This window comes from Actinophytocola sp. (assembly GCF_035634895.1).
In the GTDB taxonomy this organism is placed as follows: domain Bacteria; phylum Actinomycetota; class Actinomycetes; order Mycobacteriales; family Pseudonocardiaceae; genus Actinophytocola.
Genome location: NZ_DASQCC010000026.1, coordinates 1 through 18773, shown reverse-complemented (window position 1 = coordinate 18773; position 18773 = coordinate 1). Strand labels below are relative to the sequence as shown.

The window sequence follows — 18773 nt, the reverse complement described above, 5'->3', positions numbered from 1 at the left end:
TGAGCCGGGCGTGACCCTGTTGGAGGTGCGGGACCTGACGCTCCGCTTCGGCGGGGTCACGGCGCTGGACGGCGTCAGCTTCACGGTCGACGAGGGCGAGCTGTTCGCGGTCATCGGCCCCAACGGCGCCGGCAAGACGTCGATCTTCAACTGCCTCAACGGCGTCTACCGCCCGCAGCGCGGCACGATCACGTTGGCGGGCAAGCGAGTCAACGGCCGCTCACCGGCGACCATCGCGGGCATGGGCGTGGCGCGGACGTTCCAGAACCTGGGCCTGTTCGAGCAGCTGACGCTCGTCGAGAACCTGATGCTGGGCCGCCATCACCTGATGCGCACCGGAATCCTCGCCGGCATGTTCTGGTGGGGCCGCGCCAAGAACGAGGAGGTCACGCACCGGGCGGCGGTCGAGGAGATCGTCGAGTTGCTGGAGCTGGAGCCGTACCGGCACACCCCGGCCGGACTGCTGCCCTACGGCGTGGCGAAACGCGCGGAGCTGGGCCGCGCGCTGGCGATGGACCCGACGTTGCTGCTGCTTGACGAGCCGGTGGCCGGCATGAACGTCGAGGAGACCGAGGACATGGCGCGGTACCTCGTGGAGGTCCGCCGCGAGCTGAACCTGGCGATGATCCTGGTGGAGCACGACACGCGGCTGGTGATGGACCTCGCGGACCGGGTGCTGGCACTGGACTTCGGCACGCCGATCGCCACCGGCACGCCGGACGAGGTCCAGCACGACCCGAAGGTGGTCGAGGCGTACCTGGGCGGTGCCGCATGAGCCTGTGCGCGCGGTTGCTGGAGAACGCCGCCGAACGCCCGGACGACGTGGCGATCCGCGAGAAGCACCGAGGCGTCTGGCGTGAATGGACGTGGTCGGAGTACGCCGGGCGGGTCGCCGCGGTGGCGGGCGGGCTGCGTGCGCTGGGGGTCGGCCCCGGTGACCGGGTGGCGATCCACGCGGAGAACCGCCCGGAGTGGGTGATCGCGGACCTGGCCGTGCAGGGCCTCGGCGCGTGCACGGTGGGGATCTACCCGACCTCGCCGGCCGCCGAGGTCGAGTACCTGCTGTCCCATTCCGAGGCGTCGGTGCTGATCGCCGAGGACGAGGAGCAGCTGGACAAGGCGCTGGAGGTGCGTGACCGCCTCCCGTTGCTGCGCCATGTGGTGGTGATCGACCCCCGGGGCGTGACCGCGGACGTGCCGACGTTCGCGTCCCTGGAGCGGGACGGTTCCCTTGCCGCGTACGAGGAGTCGGTGGAGGCACTGGACCAGGACGCGACGGCGATCCTGGTGTACACGTCCGGCACGACGGGCCCGCCGAAGGGCGCGATGATCTCCCACGCGAACCTGGTGGCGGCGGGCAGGACGTCGGTGGTGCTGGGCGCACAACGGGGCGACGAGGTGCTGAGCTACCTGCCGCTGTGCCACGTGGCGGAACGCCTGATCTCGGTGATCGACGGCGTGTGGGCGGGCCTGGTGGTGAACTTCGGCGAGGGCGGCCCGTCGTTCCCGCAGGATCTCCGGGACGTGCAGCCGACGCTCTTCCTCGGCGTGCCAAGGGTGTGGGAGAAGATGCTGGCGACCGTCGAGATCAGGATGGCTGACGCGTCACGCCTGAAACGGTTGCTGTACAAGGCATGCGTGCGACAGGGCCAGCGGATTGCCCCACGCCGCATGGCGCGCGGGATGACCGTGGCCGACCGCGTGGTGCTGTTCCTCTGCGAGATCCTGGTCTTCCGCGCACTGCGTGAGAAGCTGGGCATGTCCCGGGTCCGCTCCGCGATTTCCGGCGCCGCCCCGATCGCTCCGCAGGTGCTGGAGTACCTGTGGGCCATCGGGATCCCGGTCCGCGAGGGCTACGGGCAGACGGAGAACACGGCCATCTGCACGCTGACCCCGGAGGGCGACATCCGCCTTGGCGCGGTGGGCACGGCGTTGCCGTCGGTGGAGGTCCGCATCGCCACGGACGGCGAGATCCTGACCAGGTCGGCGGGGGTGTTCCAGGGCTACCTGAACGATCCGGTGGCGACGAAGGCGGCCGTGGACGAGGAGGGCTGGCTGCACACGGGCGACGTGGGCGAGCTGACGGAGGACGGGTTCCTCCGCATCACCGACCGCAAGAAGGACATCATCATCACGGCGGGCGGCAAGAACATCTCGCCGTCCGAGATCGAGAACAGCCTGAAGGTGTCCCCGTACATCCGCGAGGCGGTGGTGATCGGCGACCGCCGCAGGTACCTCACCGCGCTGATCGGCATCGAGCTGGACACGGTGGGCAACTGGGCGTCCCGCAGGGGCCTGGCGTACACGACCTACGCGGACCTCTCGGCGAAGCCCGAGGTCCACCAGCTGATCGACGGGGTGGTCCAGGAGGTCAACGAGAACCTGGCGCAGGTGGAACGCGTCAAGCGGTTCACCCTGATCACGAAGGAGCTGGACCACGAGGACGGCGAGCTGACCGCGACCCAGAAGGTCAAGCGACGAGCGATGGAACAACGCTTCGAACAGCAGATCGAGGCGATGTACACATGACCACCTTTCTCACCAACGTGTTCGCCGGGCTCGCGCTCGGGTCCACCTACGCGCTCGTCGCCCTCGGGTTCGTCGTCATCTACAAGTCCACCGGGGTCATCAACTTCGCCCAGGGCGGCCTGCTCGCGCTCGGCGCCTACCTCGGCTACACCTTCTCCAACAACCTCGTCATCGCGTTCGGGTTCGCGATCCTCCTGGCCTGCCTGGCCGCCGCCGTCGTCGGGGCCAGCGTCGAGCGCATGGTGCTGCGCCGCATGGTCGGCCAGCCGCCGTTCGCCGTCATCATGATCACGATCGGGCTGCTCTTCGTGCTCGAACCGCTGATCACCGCCATCTGGGGGTTCGACAACCTGCCCGTCCGCAACCCCTGGAACATCCAGACCGTCCAGGTCGGACAGCTCGTCCTCGGCGTGCGCGACCTCTGGACCATCGGCATCACCGCGGCCGTCGTCGTCGGCTTCTTCCTGTTCTTCCGCTACACGCGCATGGGACTCGCCATGCGGGCGACCGCCTTCGACCCGGAAGCGGCACTCGCGCAGGGGATCAGCGCCCGCCGCGTCTACGCGACCAGCTGGGCCATCGCCGCCGCGCTCGCCGCCCTCGCCGGCATCACGCTCGCCGCGGGCCCCGGTGGGCTCCAGCCGTCGATCAGCTCCATCGCGCTCGCCGCGTTCCCCGCCATGATCCTCGGCGGCCTCGACTCGCCGGCCGGCGCGGTGCTCGGCGGCGTGATCATCGGCCTCGCCGAGGCGCTCACCCGCGGCTACCAGGACCAGCTGTTCTCCTGGGCAGGCGACAACGTCTCGGTCATCGTGCCGTACGTGCTCATGATCCTGATCCTGTTGATACGACCGTACGGACTGCTCGGGACCAAGGACGTGAGGCGAATATGAGGCCCCATCGCAACCTCGTCCGCGGCTACGCGCAGGACCTGCGCCTGTTCGGCTCGCCCATGGCCAGGGTCGGCCTCGCGCTCATGCTCGGCACCCTGCTCGTCCTCCCGACCGTCGTGCAGGACGACTTCTGGCTGTCCGTCCTCATCTACTCCGGCATCACCGCGATCGGCGCGATCGGGCTCAACCTGCTCACCGGCTACACCGGACAGATCTCCCTCGGCCACGCGTTCTTCATCGGCGCGGGCGCCTACGCGGCCGCCGTCTTCGGCGGCGACCTCGGGCTGCCGCTGCCCGTCTGGCTCCTCGCCGCCGCCGCGACCGGGGCCGTGCTCGGCGGCGTGATCGGGCCGTTCGCGTTGCGGCTGCGCGGCCACTACCTCGCGATCGTCACGCTCGGGCTGATCTTCATCGGCGAGCACATCTGGCGGAACCTCCGGGACGTCACGGGCGGCAACAACGGCACGTCCGTCGGCGCGCAGGCCACGCTCGGACCCGTCGACCTCGGCGCGTTGAAGCTCGCCGGGGAGACCTACTCACGCAACCAGGGCTACTTCTGGCTCGTCTGGGGTCTCGTCGCGGTCGTCGCGCTGCTGGCGAAGAACCTCGTCCGCACGCGTCCCGGCCGGGCACTGCGCGCGGTCCGCGACCACGACCAGGCCGCCGAGGTCATCGGCGTCCGCGCCGGCCGGTACAAGATCGGCGCGTTCATGGTGTCCAGCGCGATCGCGGCCGTGGCCGGCGCGTTGTTCGGCTCCTACCAGCAGCACGTCAGCCCCGACGACTGGACGCTCCTGCTGTCCATCCAGTACATCGCGATCATCATCGTCGGCGGTCTCGGCACGGTCTTCGGGTCGATCCTCGGCGCGATCTTCGTCGGCGCGCTGCCGGCGCTCATCGACGAGTACTCCAGCGTCATCCCCGGCGTGGCCACCGAGGCGGGCGGGGACGGCTTCATCTCCGTGTTCGCGCTCAACCAAGCCATCTTCGGGCTGTTGATCGTGCTGTTCCTGGTGTTCGAGCCACGAGGGCTCGCCGGCATCTGGTTTCGGGTCAAGGCCTACTTCAAGGCCTGGCCCTTCTCCTACTGAGGCAAGGAGGCGTCGTATGCGGGTTGTCAAGGTTGCGCTGGCGGTGACCGTGGCGCTGGTCGTCGCGGCCTGCGGGGGAGCGGGCAACGACAAGGGGGGTAGCGGGGGCTCGGCCGGCGCGCCGAACAAGGCGGCCGGCTTCGACGGCAAGACGATCAAGCTGGGCGTGCTCACGCCGCTGACCGGCACGGTGGCGGTGATCGGGCAGCCGCTCACCGCCGGCAACGAGGTGTACTTCAAGGCGCTCAACGCTTCCGGCGGCGTGGCCGGGAAGTACAAGGTCGAGCTGGTACAGGAGGACTCGCAGTACAAGACCGACATCGCGGTCCAGAAGTACAACAAGATCAAGGGCGACGTGGTCGCGTTCACCCAGGTCCTCGGCACCGCGCCGACGCTGGCCGTGCTGCCGCAGCTGCGGACGGACAAGATCCTCGCCGCGCCCGCGTCGCTGGACGCGCTGTGGGTGCGGGAGGACAACCTGCTGCCCGTCGGCGGTCCGTACCAGGTCCAGGCCATCAACGCGATGGACTACTACCTGTCCGACGGCGGCGGGTCCAAGGGCGACACGATCTGCACGATGATCCAGGACGACGTCTACGGCGAGGCCGGCCAGCAGGGCATCGACTTCGCCGCCGAGAAGTACGGTTTCAAGGTCGCGAACACGCAGAAGTTCAAGGTGGGCACCGAGAACTACGCCGGCCAGATCGGCGCACTCGCGGGGGCGCAGTGCCAGATGGTGTTCCTCGTGGCCACACCGTCCGACGCGGCGAAGATCTGGGGCACCGCCGCGCAGGCCCGGTTCGCGCCGCAGTGGATCGGGCAGTCACCGAGCTACACCGGCGCGCTCGCGAAGTCCGCGGTGGCGCCGTACATGAAGCAGTCCGTGCTCATCGTCGCCGAGGGCACCGAGTGGGGCGACGACTCGGTGCCGGGCATGAAGCAGATGGTGGCCGACGCGACGAAGTACGCGCCGGACCAGGAGCCGGACTACTACTTCGCCTTCGGCTACAACCAGGCCCGCGCGATGACCGCGGTGCTGGAGAAGGCCGTCGAGCTGGGCGACCTGTCGCGCGACGGCGTCCTCAAGGCGTCGGGCGCGCTCGGCAACGTGAGCTTCCAGGGACTGACCGGCGACTACCGGTACGGCCCGGCAGCGGACCGGAACCCACCGAGGTCGAGCACGATCTTCGCGGTCGACCCGAGCAAGCCGTTCGGCCTGAAGAAGGTCAAGTACAACTTCACGTCGCCGGCCGCGAAGGAGATCGAGTTCAAGAAGGCGGACCTCTGAGCACCTCCCGCATGGTCGAGCCGACAGTCTGACGGCGCCGGTGACCCCGATCGGGCTCACCGGCGACCAGCGAGGGCAAGCGTTTGCCACGACGTCCGCCGCAAGGCCCGTCCTTTTGGAGGTTCTGGCTTTCCGCTGGTCAACGCCCCGTTCATGAGCCCGAACGCCACGGCCGCCCTTCTTCCAGGTGAACCCCGACCGAACGGTCCACTCACGCGACTCGCGACAGGTTCTCTGTCGGTGCAGATCGATAGGCTGGATTCCGGGGGCCGGAGGCCGCCCAACCGGCGCCGCGCGGGGTGTGGCGAGCATGACCCCACGGCGCGGACCCACGTCAGGCATGCTGTCGGCCATGAGTGAGTCGCACTATCTGGCCGGGTTGGCGCTGGCCGGGCGCCGGGTCGTGGTGGTGGGCGGGGGCACGGTCGCGCAGCGGCGGCTGCCCCGGCTGGTGTCCTCCGGGGCGGTGGTGGAGGTCATCTCGCCGGCCGCCACGCCGTCCGTGGAGGCCCTGGCCGCTTCCGGCGCCGTGGTGTGGCACGAGAGGTCCTATGTAGACGGTGACCTAGACGGCGCCTGGTACGTCCTCTGTTGCACCTCTGACCCGTCCGTCAACGAGGCCGTGTCCGCCGAAGCAGAGCGCAGGCGCGTCTTCTGCGTGCGAGCCGACGCCGGCGAGGCCGGCACCGCCGTGACCCCGGCCACCGGCGACCACGACGGGCTGCTGGTCGGGGTACTGGCCGGCGGCGCGTTCCGACGCTCGGCCACGGTGCGGGACGGACTCCTGGCGACCCTCCGGGCAGGTGCGGTACCGGTGGATCTCGACCGCCCCCACGGAGTGGCGCTGGTCGGCGGCGGGCCAGGCGACCCCGACCTGATCACCGTGCGTGGCCGCCGGCTACTCGGACTCGCCGACGTGGTGGTGGCCGATCACCTGGCCCCAGCCGCCCTGCTCGAGGAGCTGTCACCCTCCGTGACCGTCATCGACGCGGCAAAGCTGCCCTACGGACGAGCCGCCTCACAGGACGCGATCAACGCCCTACTGATCTCACACGCCCGGGACGGCCGTTTCGTCGTCCGGCTGAAAGGCGGCGACCCCTACGTGTTCGGCCGAGGCTTCGAGGAACTCCTGGCCTGCGCCGCGGCGGACGTGCCGGTGACCGTCGTGCCGGGCGTCACCTCGGCATTCGGTGTCCCCGCGATGGCCGGCGTGCCGGTGACCCACCGCGGCGTGGCACACGAGGTCGTCGTGGTGTCCGGCCACCTGGCCCCGGGCAACCCGGCCTCACTGGTGGACTGGACAGCACTAGCCACGCTGCGAGGCACCATCGTCCTACTGATGGCCGTGGAACGAATCGGCGCCATCGCAGACGCACTACTGGCCGGCGGCCGCCCCCAGGACACCCCGGTAGCGATCGTCCAGGAAGGCACGACAGCCCGACAACGAGTCTTAAAGTCCACATTGGACAAAGCGGCGACAGACATAACCGCAAACGAAGTCCGACCACCGGCGATCATCGTGATCGGCCCGGTGGCCGGACTACAGGACTAACTACGCCGGCAGCGCCGGCCAAGGCCAACGAGACCTTCAAAATGCGAACGTCTCAGAAGGCCGGGGCAAGCCCCGTCTCAGAGGCCAGACAAAGCCCGTCTCGGAAGGCCAGCCAAAGCCCCCTGCTACGCCCAACCAGCCAAACCGCCAAGGACCAAGCCCCCCGATGCCAACTCCCCGCACCACACCCCGGCCCCCGCCCGGCCCCCCGGCCCCCCGGCCCCGCCCAGCCAGCCGAGCCAAGCCCAGCCAGCCGAGCCGAAGCCAGAGAACGACCTACCCGCGCCCACGACGCGGAGCGAACCGCCCCCGCCCCTGACCGCGGTAACCACCGCCAGTACGACTCCGAGGCGGACGCTTAGCCTGCTCATGCTCGACGATCGGCTCGCCGCTCGGCTCGCGGGCGCCGGTGATGCGCACGAGGTCGTCGGCACCCGGCCGGACCGTCGTGCTCGTCGGGCGCACGCCGGCCTCCTCGGTCATGCGGAACACCGTGCGGCGCTCCTGGTGCGTCGCCACCGTGACCACGGTGCCCGACTCGCCGGCGCGTGCGGTGCGGCCCGCGCGGTGCAGGTACGCCTTCGGGTCGGCCGGCGGGTCGACGTGCACGACAAGGCTGACGCCGTCCACGTGGATGCCGCGCGCGGCGACGTCCGTCGCGACCAGGACGGGGAGTGAGCCGTCGCGGAAGTTGTCCAGGACGCGGTTGCGGGCGCCCTGCGTCTTGCCGCCGTGGAGCGCGCCGGCGCGGACGCCGAGCGAGCGGAGCTTCGCGGTCAGGCGGTCGACGTGGTGCTTCGTGCGCAGGAACAGGATGGTGCGCCCGTCACGGGCGGCCATCTCCGCGATCACGGCCGGCTTGTCCTCGCGGGACACCAGCAGCACGTGGTGGTCCATCGTGGTCACGCTGGCCTTGGCCGGCTGCACGGAGTGTGTCACCGGGTCGTGCAGGTAGCGCACGACGAGCTGCTGGACGTCACCGTCCAGTGTGGCCGAGAACAGCATGCGCTGGCCGACGGGCGTGAGGTCGAGGATGGCGCGGACCTGCGGCATGAAGCCCATGTCCGCCATCTGGTCGGCCTCGTCGAGCGCGGTGAACTGGACCTCGTCCAGTACGCAGGTGCCCTGGCGGACGTGGTCGGACAGCCGGCCGGGCGTGGCGATCAGCAGGTCGACGCCGCGGCGGAGCTGTTCGGCCTGCTTGGTGAACGACAGGCCGCCCACGACCGTGCGGCACCAGAGGCCGAGTGACCGCGCGAGCGGGCTCAGCGCCTCGCTCACCTGCATGGCGAGCTCACGCGTCGGCACGAGAACGATGGCGCGTGGGTACTTGGGACGCGCCTGGCCGCCTTCGAGGCGGGCCAGCAGCGCGAGCCCGAACGCGAGCGTCTTGCCGGAGCCGGTCTGGGCGCGGCCCAGCACGTCACGGCCGGCCAGCGCGTCGGGCAGGGTCGCGATCTGGATGGGGAACGGCTTGGTGATGCCGGCCTTGGCCAGCTCGGCGGACAGCCTCGCCGGGACGCCCAGCTCGTCGAACGTGTCGACGTCCGGGATCGGGGTGGTCGGGATGTGCTCCAGCTCGGCTGCGTGGCTGACACGCGTACGCGGGTTGGTATTGCCGCTGCCCACGCGGTTGCGCGGCTTGCGGTGGTTGTGGCGGCTGTGACCAGCCGACCGGTCCTGCATGGTCGTCACAAAGGTCCTCTCGGGACATGGCACGTCTCGGAGAACCCCCTGCTCGAGCAGGGGCACGGACGAGCCTGGCGCACGTTGCGCCTGAGTGCGTTAGTTGGGCACCGCTGCCGCCGGGTACTCGCCCGGGCAGGGGAGTGGCACAGGGTCCGCTCGCGGTGCGATCACCAGCCTACTCGAACGGTCCGGCGGGCGGTGCGGCACGGGACTGGTTTGACCTGCCGGATCGCCCCCGGGGGTCTGGCGGCCTACCCCCTGAGCGGGCCGCCAGACCCTTGATCTGAGCACTCGTCCGAGCGAGCGGATCCAGATCATGACGTTCGACACACTGGCCTTTTCTTTTGGGAATCCTCATCGAGGCGGTGCTTCCGAGGCCCCACCGGCCGGAGCGTGTCCGGCCGGTGGGGATACCTCCCCCGGGCTTTCGGGTGCTGGTCAGTCGAGCCCCGCTGTCCTGACCAACTCCTCTGTCAACGTCGTGGGGTCGGCTACTTCTTCCGGGAGGCCCCGCGACCGGAACCAGGTCGACACGTTCGCCACGTCCCGTGCCAGGAACTCCAGGCCTCTCGGGTTGGCCGCCAGGTCCACGACCTGCGGCAGGTCGATCAGCATCAGCGTGCCCTCGTGGACCAGGAGGTTGTACGCCGACAGGTCCCCGTGGGTCAGGCCCTCCGCGGACATCAGGTCCAGGATCGCGGTCAGCTGGTGCCACAGGTCTCTCAGCTCGTCCTCGGCCGGGCGCAGCTCCGCCAGGCGTGGGGCCGTGCCGCCGTCGTCGTCGCCCAGGTACTCCATCAGCAGCTCGGTGCCGCTGCGTTGTACCGGGTAGGGCACCGGGGCGCCCACCGACCACAGCCTGGACAGCGCGGCGAACTCCGCCACCGCCCACTGTTCCGCGATCAGGTTGCGGCCGAAGGAGGTTCGGTTGGCCATCGCACGCATTTCGCGGCTGCGGCGCATTCTCCGGCCCTCCAGGTAGCCGGCGTCCCGGTGGAACAGTCGGTGTTCGTTCGAGCGGTAGCGTTTCGCGGCCATCAGACAGCCACGGTCGGTGTCGGGCACCGCCCGCTGCACCAGGAAGACGTCGGCTTCCTTGCCCGTCTTCAGGATGCCCAGCTCGCTGTCGGCCGCGGCCAGTTCGGTGACCACCCATGCCGGCCTCGGGCTCGGGCCTTGTTCGCCGTCGCCCCAGGTGGACCAGCGGTCGGTGCCTGGTGGCAGGGGAGGACCGGCCAGTGCGTTCTCACGCACGGCGGCCAGCCTGGCTCGTTCCTGCTCGGTCAGCCGGCCGGCACGGGTCGACTGCGGGTCGAACACCTCCTCGGGTTCGTGGAAGGCCGCGGCGAAGCGGTCCGTCGTGTCCTTGCCGCCGCGCTTCGGTTTGCGTGGTCGAGAGCGCACGCCGGCGCCCTCGTCGTCAGGGTCGTCCAGGTAGTCGTCGGAAAAGTCGTGCAGACGCACTGGTGGGTTCTCCTCAAGGGAAAAGGATGTGACGCCCCACCAAGGCGTGTGTCAGCGAACGGCCGAACTCTCAGCGGGGCGGGCGGACGCGGGCGTGCCGCATCCAGGCGACCGTTTTGGCCATCCGGCACCTCCCTCGCGTCCGCCGGCGAAACCCGCCGGCGCGTGTAATCGACAGCGAGCAGGCTCCCAGCACCCGTCGCCGCCACGCAACCGATTTATCCCGGCCCGCCGAGCCCGCGCGTCACCCATGCGTCCCCACACAGAACTCGTTGCCCACCGGGTCGGTCAGGACCGTCCACCGCAGACCGGGTTCCTCGTACCTCTCGTGCGCGGTCGCACCAAGGGAGACCAGGCGGGCGACCTCGGCGTCCGGATCGGTGGTCGTCAGATCGAGGTGCACGCGGTTCTTGCCCGCCTTGGCCTCCGGCACCTTCTGTAAGCCGAGGTACGGCCGGGACCGGTCGGCGCGGGACACGAGCTGCACGAACTCGTCGCCCTTGTACGCGACCTCCAGGTCGAGCGCACGCGTCCAGAACTCGGACAGCGCGTGCGGGTCGGCGCAGTCGAGGGTGACGCCACCAAGGTTCAGGTTCATGGACGCGACGCTACGACCAGGCACCGACAAAAATGGGGGTCGTGCGCACCATTGACTGGCAGGACCACCACATCGTGGCGATCGACCAGACGAAGCTACCCGGCGAGGTCGTCTTCCTGGACATCTTCACCGTCGAGGACCTGGTTGACGCCATCCGGCGACTAGCCATTCGAGGCGCTCCCGCACTGGGAGTAGCCGGGGCCCTCGGCGCGGCCATGGCGGTCCGGGACGAGCCGAGAAACCGCGACCGCGACCTCGCCGCGTTGCGGACCGCCCGGCCCACCGCGGTCAACCTGGTCTGGGGTGTCGACCACGCACTGGCGACGCTGCCGCGGGGCGAGGACGCCGTGCTCGGGAGCGCCCTCGAACTCCTCGAGTCCGACGCGGCACGCAACCACGCCATCGGCGACCGCGGCGCGGACTGGCTGGCGGAGCGGCTCGACGGCCCCGTCGCCGTGCAGACGCACTGCAACGCGGGCGCGCTCGCCTGCGTCGAGTGGGGCACCGCGCTGGGCGTCGTGCGGTCGCTGCACGAGCGGAGACTCCTGCGGCACGTGTACGTCGACGAGACCCGCCCGCTGCTCCAGGGCGCCCGCCTCACCACCTGGGAGCTGGCGGGCATGGGCGTCGACCACACGCTCGTGGTCGACTCCGCCGGCGCGACCGTGCTGGCCAGGGGGCTCGCGGACGCGGTGGTCGTCGGCGCGGACCGGATCACCGCGAACGGCGACGTGGTCAACAAGATCGGCACGTACCCGCTGGCCCTGGCCGCCGCGCGGGCCGGGGTGCCGTTCCTCGTCGCCGCGCCGGAGTCGACCATCGACCCGGCACTGTCCGCCGGCGCGGACGTGGAGATCGAGGTGCGGGACGGCCGTGAGGTCCTCGGCGACCTGCCGGAGACCCGGACGCTCAACCTCGCCTTCGACGTCACGCCGGCGGACCTCGTGACCGCCATCGTGACCGAGGACCGGCTCGTGCGGCCGGCGCTGGGGGAGCGTCCGGCGTAACCCGTTGGAATGCGTGGATGCCTGTTCACTACCCTTGCGGCACGTTTCCTCTACAAGGAGTACTGCCGTGATCACCAGGATGTCGTCGCTGTTCCTGCGCACGCTGCGCGAGGATCCGGCGGACGCCGAGGTGCCCAGCCACAGGCTGCTGGTGCGTGCCGGGTATGTCCGCCGCGTGGCCCCGGGCGGCTTCTCCTGGCTGCCGCTGGGCCTGAAGGTCCTGCGGAACGTCGAGCGCGTCGTCCGTGAGGAGATGGACGCGATGGGCGCGCAGGAGATCCAGTTCCCCGCGCTGCTGCCCCGCGAGCCCTACGAGGCGACCGGCCGGTGGACCGAGTACGGCGACAACATCTTCCGCCTCAAGGACCGCAAGAAGGCCGACTACCTCCTCGGCCCGACGCACGAGGAGCTGTTCACCCTCACGGTGAAGGGCGAGTACAGCTCCTACAAGGACTACCCCGTCTTCCTGTACCAGATCCAGACGAAGTACCGCGACGAGGCGCGGCCCCGCGCGGGCATCCTGCGCGGGCGCGAGTTCCTGATGAAGGACTCGTACTCGTTCGACCTGGACGACGACGGGCTCTCCGCGAGCTACCTCAAGCACCGCGACACCTACATCAGGATCTTCGACCGGCTCGGGCTGAAGTACGTGATCGTGTCGGCCGTGTCCGGCGCGATGGGCGGGTCCGCGTCCGAGGAGTTCCTCGCCGAGGCGGAGACCGGTGAGGACACGTTCGTCCGCAGCACGGAGTCCGGCTTCGCGGCCAACGTCGAGGCGGTCACCACGCCCGCGCCGCCCGCGCAGTCCGTCGAGGACAAGCCCGCCGCGCAGGTGCACCACACCCCCGGCACGCCGACGATCGAGACGCTGGTCGACTTCCTCAACAAGGCGGACCTCGGGCGGACGTTCACCGCGGCGGACACGCTCAAGAACGTGCTGCTGAAGACCCGCGGGCCCGGTGAGGACAAGTGGGACCTGCTCGCGGTCGGCGTGCCCGGCGACCGCGAGATCGACATGAAGCGGCTGGAGGCGGCGCTGGAGCCCCGTGCCGTCGCGATCCTCGAGGAGTCCGACTTCAAGGAGAACCCCTTCCTGGTGAAGGGGTACATCGGGCCGAAGGCGTTGCGGGAGAACGGGGTCAGCTACCTCGTCGACCCCCGCGTGGTGACCGGGACGGCGTGGGTGACCGGCGCCGACAAGCCCGACCACCACGTCGTGGACCTGGTCTGCGGGCGGGACTTCACGCCGGACGGCACGATCGAGGCGGCCGAGGTGCGGGAGGGCGACCCCTCGCCCGACGGTCGCGGGACCCTCGTGGCGGCCCGCGGGATCGAGATCGGGCACATCTTCCAGCTGGGCCGCAAGTACGCGGACGCGTTCCAGCTGGACGCCCTCGGCGCGGACAGCAAGCCGATCCGGATCACGATGGGGTCCTACGGGGTCGGGGTGTCGCGGCTGGTAGCCGCGATCGCCGAGCAGTCCCACGACGACCACGGGCTGATCTGGCCGAACGGCGTCGCGCCCGCGGACGTGCACGTCGTGATCGCGGGCAAGACCGACGACATCCGCGCGGGCGGGGAGAAGCTCGCGGCTGACCTGGACGCGGCCGGGCTGTCGGTCCTGCTGGACGACCGGACGGCCATGCCCGGGGTGAAGTTCGCGGACGCGGACCTCATCGGCGTGCCGACGATCGTGGTCGTCGGGCGTGGGCTCGCGAACGGGGTCGTCGAGGTCAAGGACCGGCGGACCGGCGAGCGCACCGAGGTCGCCGTCGACGACGCGGTACGGCACCTGACCGAGCTGGTCGGCGAGTAGCCGGTTGGCCTCCGGCCCCGGTTTCGACGCTACGGCATGGCACCGACATCGTCGGTGCCATGCCTCGTCGTGGGGTGGAGGGTGGGTCAGGGGAGCAGGGCGCGGGCCACGGCCGGGGTGTCCGACAGGTCGGGGAGGATGACGTGGGCGCCCGACTCCGCCAGCTGGTCGGCGGTGAAGCGGCCCGTGGCGACGCCCACGGTCGTCGTTCCGTGGTGTAGGCCCGCGGCCACGTCGTGGGGGGTGTCGCCGACGACCACCACCGACTCGAACCGGCCGTGCTTCGCCGAGGACTGGGTGATCGCGGCCGCCACCAGGTCGTGGCGGTGCTCGGACAGGGAGCCGTAGCCGCCGGTCTCGAAGTCGATGTGGTGGTGCAGGTCGAACGCGGCCAGCTTGTAGTTCGCCAGCACCGGCAGGTTGCCGGTCACCAGGGACTGGACCACGTCCTCGCGGGCGCCCAGCTCGGACAGGATCTCCGGGGCGCCCGCCAGCGCCCGGCCCAGTGACGGCAGGGCCGGCCGGTCCTGCTCCGCCTGTTCCGTGAGCGCGGCGAAGAAGTGCTCCACCCGCTCGTCCGAGTGCTCGATGCCGTGCGCGGTGAGGAACTCCCGCGCCAGCGACCGCTCGGTCCGGCCCGGGAACGACGGCAGGTGCTTCAGCGGCACCCCGACCACGGTGGCCAGCGCCTCGGCGTACCAGCGCCGGCCGATGCCGGAGTAGTCCACGAGCGTCAGGTCGATGTCCCACAGCACGAGCGTTCTCACCCGGTCATCGTGACATGCGACCCGTAATTCAACACGGGTTGACCCATTGTGCGGGACGGGCGTACCGTACGGTCAATTAATTCTTTGTCCGATGAATTGAGGCAACATGCGTAACCCGGCCACGGTCGCGTTGGGGCTCGGCCTGGTGGGGGCGGTGGTCGCCACCGTGCTCGGCCTGCTCACCTTCGGCGCGCAGGCCACCGTCGCACCCGATCACCTGCCCCTCGCCGTCGCCGCACCGGACGACCCCGCGCTGCGGCAGGCCGCAAACCAGGTCGCCTCGCACGGCGGCGACGCCGTCGACTGGACGGTCACCGACCCCGCGCACGCCCGCGACCTGCTCGACGACAAGGACGTCTACGGCATCCTCGAGATCGGCCGGGGCCCGGCCATCACCATCGTGACCTCGGGCGCGGTCAACCCGCAGGGCACGCAGGTCGCGCAGCAGGTGCTGACCGGCGCCGCCCAGGGCCTCCTCGGCGCGCTCGCCCAGCCGCAGCCCACGATCGAGGTCGCGCCGCCGAAGATGGCGACCGTGCACCCGGTCACCACGGCCGGCCGCACCGCGCCGCTCGCCGCGAGCGCTCTGCTGTGGATCGCCGGCCTGGTCGGCGCGATGGCGTTCGCGCTGCTCGTGGTCCAGCGCGGCCGCCGGCCGACGACCACCGCCCGGCTGACCCTGGTCGTGTCGGTCAGCGTCCTGGCCACCGGGGTGGTCATCGGCCTGCTGAAACTGTGGGACTCGTCGATTCCCGTCAGTACGGAGGTGGTCGGCTTCCTCCTGCTCACCGGCGTCGCGTTCGCGGCCGTCCAGGGCGCCCTGCTGCGCCTCCTCCACCTGCGTGCCGCGGCCATCCTCGGGCCGATGTACCTGCTCGCGCCCGCGGCCGCCGGCACCGTGCCGGAGATGCTGGACCCGGCCTACCGGACACTCCTGTGGTCGTGGACGCCGTTCCGGTTCTCGACCGAGGGGCTGCGCAGCCTCCTGCAGGGCGTGTCCGACGCGCCGGACGTGCGCGACGGCGTGCTCGTCCTCGCGTCGATGGCGGTGGTCGGGCTCGTCGTGCTGCTGTGGCCGGTGCGCGGGCGGCCCGCGGCGGCGCCGACAGAGGCGCGTGAGCTGGTCGGCACGACGAGCGCGGCGACCCCGTTCAGCTCAGGAAGCTGAGGCGGACCGTCCGCGTCGGGTTGTCCACGTTCGTGTCGACCAGGCAGATCGACTGCCAGGTGCCGAGCGCGAGCCGGCCGCCGACGACGGGCACGGTGGTGGACGGCGGGACCAGCCCGGGCAGCACGTGGTCCCGCCCGTGACCGGGTGAGCCGTGCCGGTGCCGCCAGCGGTCGTCGGCCGGCAGCAGGTCACGCAGGGCGGCGAGCAGGTCGTCGTCGCTGCCCGCACCCGTCTCGATGATCGCGAGGCCCGCCGTCGCGTGCGGCACCCACACGTTCAGCAGGCCGTCGCCCGCGTCGACGCCGGACAGGAACTTCTCGCACTCCCGGGTCAGGTCGTGCACGACCTCCCGGCCGCCGGTCCGCACCTGGATCTCGGTGGTCTCCATGCTGTTATTAGCTCATGGTCCAACGCACGGCTCACGGCGAGCGGTTCGACGTCCCCGACGGCTACCTGAACACGGCGAGCATCGGCATCCCCTCGGCCGCCGTCGTCGGCGCGGTGGCCGAGGCCGTCGCGGAGTGGGGGCGTGGGGGCGCGCGGCCGCCCCAGTACGACAGGTACGTCACCGCGGCCAGGGCGGGCTGGGCCGGCCTTGTCGGGGTGACGCCGGACCGCGTCGCGAGCGGGGCGAGCGTGTCCCAGCTGGTCGGGCTCGTCGCGGCGAGCGTGCCGGACGGGACCCGTGTCCTGACCGTCGGCAACGAGTTCACCAGTGTGACCTTCCCCTTCGCCGCGCAACAGAAGAGGGGGGTCACGGTGACCGAGGTGCCACACGACCGGCTGCTCGACGCCGCGGCCGACCACGACCTCGTCGCGGTGAGCGTCGTCCAGTCCGCCGACGGCGCGATCGTGGACCTGGACGCCCTCCGCGAGGCCGGCACACCCGCGCTCCTCGACGTCAGCCAGGCCGCCGGCTGGCTGCCGCTGCGCCTCGACTGGGCCGCCTACGTCGTCGGCGCTAGCTACAAGTGGCTGTTCGCGCCGCGTGGCGCGGCCTGGCTGGCCGTCCACGCGGACGCGCCGGCGCCCGTCCCGCACGACGCCAACTGGTACGCCGGCGAGGACCCATGGACCGCCGTCTACGGCCTGCCGCTGCGCCTCGCGGACGGGCCACGCGGCCTCGACCTCTCGCCCGTGTGGTTCAGCCAGGTCGGCGCCGCCGTGGCCACCGAGTGGCTCGGCACGCTCGACCTGACCCAGGTGCGCGACCACTGCGTCCGCCTGGCCGACCTGGTCCGCGCCGGCCTCGGCCTCCCCGGTACCGGTTCCGCGATCGTCGCCCTCGAACTGACCGATCGGCAGGTCGAACGGCTCGCCCGAGCCGGCGTGGTCAGCAGCGTCCGCGCCGGCCGGACGCGCCTGTCCTGCCATCTCTACAACACCGAGGACGACGTCGACCGCGTGCTCGGCGCGGTGGCTAGCAGATGACGGCGGCGGCGTAACCGGGACCTCGCCTGGTTCGCCGGCGTGTGGGCGGTTACCGTGCCTTCCGTGTCGGCTCCATACCGCCCAGGGCAACAGTGGCCCAACAACGGTCCACAGCGACCGGAACGGCCGCCGCCCATCCAGTTCCGGCAGGGGGACGTGCCACCGCCCCCGCCGAACAAGACCATGCAGTGGGCGCTGCGGGCCGCCGGCCTGGTCGCCGTCGCGGTCGTGTCCGGCCTGATCTGGTTCTACATCACCGACGACTCGGGCTCGACGCCCTCGGACGGCGCCGGCCAGAGCGGCACCCAGGCCCCACCGAGCGTCTACAAGTTCGAGCCGCACAAGGACATGCCCAGACCGGACACAGTCGACGACTGCGCCAAGCACGCGTACGACGCCACCAGGACGTTCCTGACCAACACCCCCTGCGACCACCTGTCCAGGCAGCTGTTCGTCGCCGACTACAAGGGGCGGACGGTCTACACGTCGGTCTCGGTGGTCGTCATGCGGGACGCGGACAAGGCCGACCAGCTGCGTCAGCTCACCGACAAGAACGGCTCCGGCAACGTCAGCGACGTGGTCCGCGACGGCGTCGTCAAGATCGACGGGCTGAAGACGCTGAGCGCGAACGACGGCTACAAGTCCAAGCAGACCGGCAAGGAGGTCGTCATCGTCGAGTCGGACTTCGCCCCGAAGGACAGGAGCGGCGACAAGACCGCCGACCAGGACGCCCTGGACGACGTGTGCGAGGACGCGCTGAGTCTCGCCGGCCAGGTCGACGCCGGGTCGGGCTGACCGAGGCCGACCACGGTCAGCCGGGCTTGCCCGGCATCGGGGGCGTGGCCGGCGACTGGCCCCCGGCGATCCGCCACCGGGTGGCCCACACCGCCGACTCGGTCAGTCCGCCGAGCGCGAGCGCCCGCAGCTGCTTGTCGTCCGTCCGTTCCAGCACGGCACGCCAGGCGACGGTCGCCTCCGCCTCGGCGACCACGATCGCCGCGACCGCAGACGCGGAGTCGGTCACCGGCTGCGGCAGCACATAGGCGGGCTCGGCGGACCTGGGCGCCTGCCCCGCCCCGGAGAGCAGCAGCTCGGTCGCGTCCCGGCGCGCGCGGTGCGTGTTCTTGGCCGTCAGCGCCGAGGCCTTGTACGCGTCCGACAGGAACGCGCTCACCAGCCCGTACACCCACAGCGTGGCGTGCTCGGCGCCGAGCGCGTCCTGGGTGGCCGAGGCCGCGTCGCCGTCCAGTGACGCCGGCCGCTGCGACGGAGAGGTCATGACAGGACCACCCGCAGGCTCGCGCACCCGGCGGCGACCGACCCGAGCATCCCGGCCCGGTACCTGGGCACGGACGGCACGAGGTCCGCGGCCGCCTGCTCCGCCGCGGTGAGCGCGTCGATCAGTGCCCTGGCGCCGTCCGCCGGCACCTCTGGCTTCGTCGAGGGCGGGACCGAGGACGACGACGAGACCGGTGGC

17 protein-coding genes and 1 pseudogene are annotated in these 18773 nt (G+C 70.9%); 11 read left to right on the top strand and 7 right to left on the bottom strand.

The window, feature by feature from the left end:
- Positions 1-10: 10 nt before the first annotated feature.
- The 6 genes from VET29_RS03980 to cobA all read left to right on the top strand — a co-directional run bounded on the left by VET29_RS03980 (position 11) and on the right by cobA (position 7353).
- A complete protein-coding gene (locus VET29_RS03980) occupies positions 11-775 on the top strand; it encodes an ABC transporter ATP-binding protein (protein ID WP_324914776.1) in 765 nt (254 codons plus the stop codon).
- Entirely contained in the window at positions 772-2529 is a 1758-nt protein-coding gene (locus VET29_RS03975) for an AMP-dependent synthetase/ligase (protein ID WP_324914774.1), read from the top strand. Before VET29_RS03980 ends, VET29_RS03975 begins: the two co-directional genes overlap by 4 nt.
- Positions 2526-3422 (top strand): branched-chain amino acid ABC transporter permease, encoded by an 897-nt coding sequence (locus VET29_RS03970; RefSeq protein ID WP_324914772.1) that lies wholly within the window; start codon positions 2526-2528, stop codon positions 3420-3422. The genes VET29_RS03975 and VET29_RS03970 overlap by 4 nt, the downstream gene beginning before the upstream one ends.
- The gene (locus tag VET29_RS03965; RefSeq protein ID WP_324914770.1) at positions 3419-4513 is read left to right on the top strand and encodes a branched-chain amino acid ABC transporter permease; all 1095 of its coding nucleotides are present in this window, start codon (positions 3419-3421) and stop codon (positions 4511-4513) included. The genes VET29_RS03970 and VET29_RS03965 overlap by 4 nt, the downstream gene beginning before the upstream one ends.
- Positions 4514-4529: 16 nt before the next feature.
- Positions 4530-5801, top strand: coding sequence for an ABC transporter substrate-binding protein (locus VET29_RS03960; protein ID WP_324914768.1), 1272 nt, complete (start codon positions 4530-4532; stop codon positions 5799-5801).
- A gap of 352 nt (positions 5802-6153) precedes the next feature.
- The gene (cobA, locus tag VET29_RS03955) at positions 6154-7353 is read left to right on the top strand and encodes a uroporphyrinogen-III C-methyltransferase (protein ID WP_324914766.1); all 1200 of its coding nucleotides are present in this window, start codon (positions 6154-6156) and stop codon (positions 7351-7353) included.
- Positions 7354-7629: 276 nt separating this feature from the next.
- Here the strand turns inward: cobA and VET29_RS03950 are convergent, their stop codons facing one another.
- From VET29_RS03950 to VET29_RS03940, 3 genes are all read right to left on the bottom strand, one after another.
- Positions 7630-9039 (bottom strand): DEAD/DEAH box helicase, encoded by a 1410-nt coding sequence (locus VET29_RS03950; protein ID WP_324914889.1) that lies wholly within the window; start codon positions 9037-9039, stop codon positions 7630-7632.
- A 441-nt stretch (positions 9040-9480) separates the two neighbouring features.
- A complete protein-coding gene (locus tag VET29_RS03945; protein ID WP_414636443.1) occupies positions 9481-10506 on the bottom strand; it encodes a serine protein kinase RIO in 1026 nt (341 codons plus the stop codon).
- Between the two features lie 244 nt (positions 10507-10750).
- Positions 10751-11104: a VOC family protein gene (locus tag VET29_RS03940; RefSeq protein WP_324914764.1), complete on the bottom strand. Its 354-nt coding sequence runs from the start codon at positions 11102-11104 to the stop codon at positions 10751-10753.
- Positions 11105-11136: 32 nt separating this feature from the next.
- On the opposite strand from VET29_RS03940, the gene mtnA reads away from it, so the two are divergent.
- Both mtnA and VET29_RS03930 read left to right on the top strand, forming a co-directional pair.
- Complete coding sequence (gene mtnA, locus VET29_RS03935; protein ID WP_324914762.1) at positions 11137-12111, top strand: S-methyl-5-thioribose-1-phosphate isomerase; 975 nt, start codon at positions 11137-11139, stop codon at positions 12109-12111.
- 67 nt (positions 12112-12178) lie between these two features.
- On the top strand, positions 12179-13927 hold the full coding sequence (locus VET29_RS03930) for a proline--tRNA ligase (protein ID WP_324914760.1): 1749 nt from the start codon (positions 12179-12181) through the stop codon (positions 13925-13927).
- 86 nt (positions 13928-14013) lie between these two features.
- Here the strand turns inward: VET29_RS03930 and VET29_RS03925 are convergent, their stop codons facing one another.
- Entirely contained in the window at positions 14014-14694 is a 681-nt protein-coding gene (locus tag VET29_RS03925) for an HAD family hydrolase (RefSeq protein ID WP_324914758.1), read from the bottom strand.
- 106 nt (positions 14695-14800) lie between these two features.
- On the opposite strand from VET29_RS03925, the gene VET29_RS03920 reads away from it, so the two are divergent.
- A complete protein-coding gene (locus VET29_RS03920) occupies positions 14801-15862 on the top strand; it encodes an ABC transporter permease (protein WP_324914756.1) in 1062 nt (353 codons plus the stop codon).
- Here VET29_RS03920 and VET29_RS03915 read toward each other — a convergent pair.
- Positions 15846-16253, bottom strand: coding sequence for a secondary thiamine-phosphate synthase enzyme YjbQ (locus VET29_RS03915; RefSeq protein WP_324914754.1), 408 nt, complete (start codon positions 16251-16253; stop codon positions 15846-15848). The two genes, VET29_RS03920 and VET29_RS03915, sit on opposite strands and share 17 nt — an antisense overlap.
- A 14-nt stretch (positions 16254-16267) precedes the next feature.
- On the opposite strand from VET29_RS03915, the gene VET29_RS03910 reads away from it, so the two are divergent.
- Entirely contained in the window at positions 16268-17296 is a 1029-nt protein-coding gene (locus tag VET29_RS03910) for an aminotransferase (RefSeq protein ID WP_324914752.1), read from the top strand.
- Between the two features lie 63 nt (positions 17297-17359).
- Positions 17360-18091, top strand: coding sequence for a hypothetical protein (locus tag VET29_RS03905; protein ID WP_324914750.1), 732 nt, complete (start codon positions 17360-17362; stop codon positions 18089-18091).
- A gap of 16 nt (positions 18092-18107) precedes the next feature.
- Here the strand turns inward: VET29_RS03905 and VET29_RS03900 are convergent, their stop codons facing one another.
- Together VET29_RS03900 and VET29_RS03895 are read right to left on the bottom strand one after the other, a co-directional pair.
- Positions 18108-18575: a ferritin-like domain-containing protein gene (locus VET29_RS03900; protein WP_324914748.1), complete on the bottom strand. Its 468-nt coding sequence runs from the start codon at positions 18573-18575 to the stop codon at positions 18108-18110.
- Positions 18572-18773 (bottom strand): annotated as a pseudogene (locus VET29_RS03895) (hypothetical protein); the annotation flags it as partial. The gene VET29_RS03900 and the pseudogene VET29_RS03895, both read right to left, overlap by 4 nt.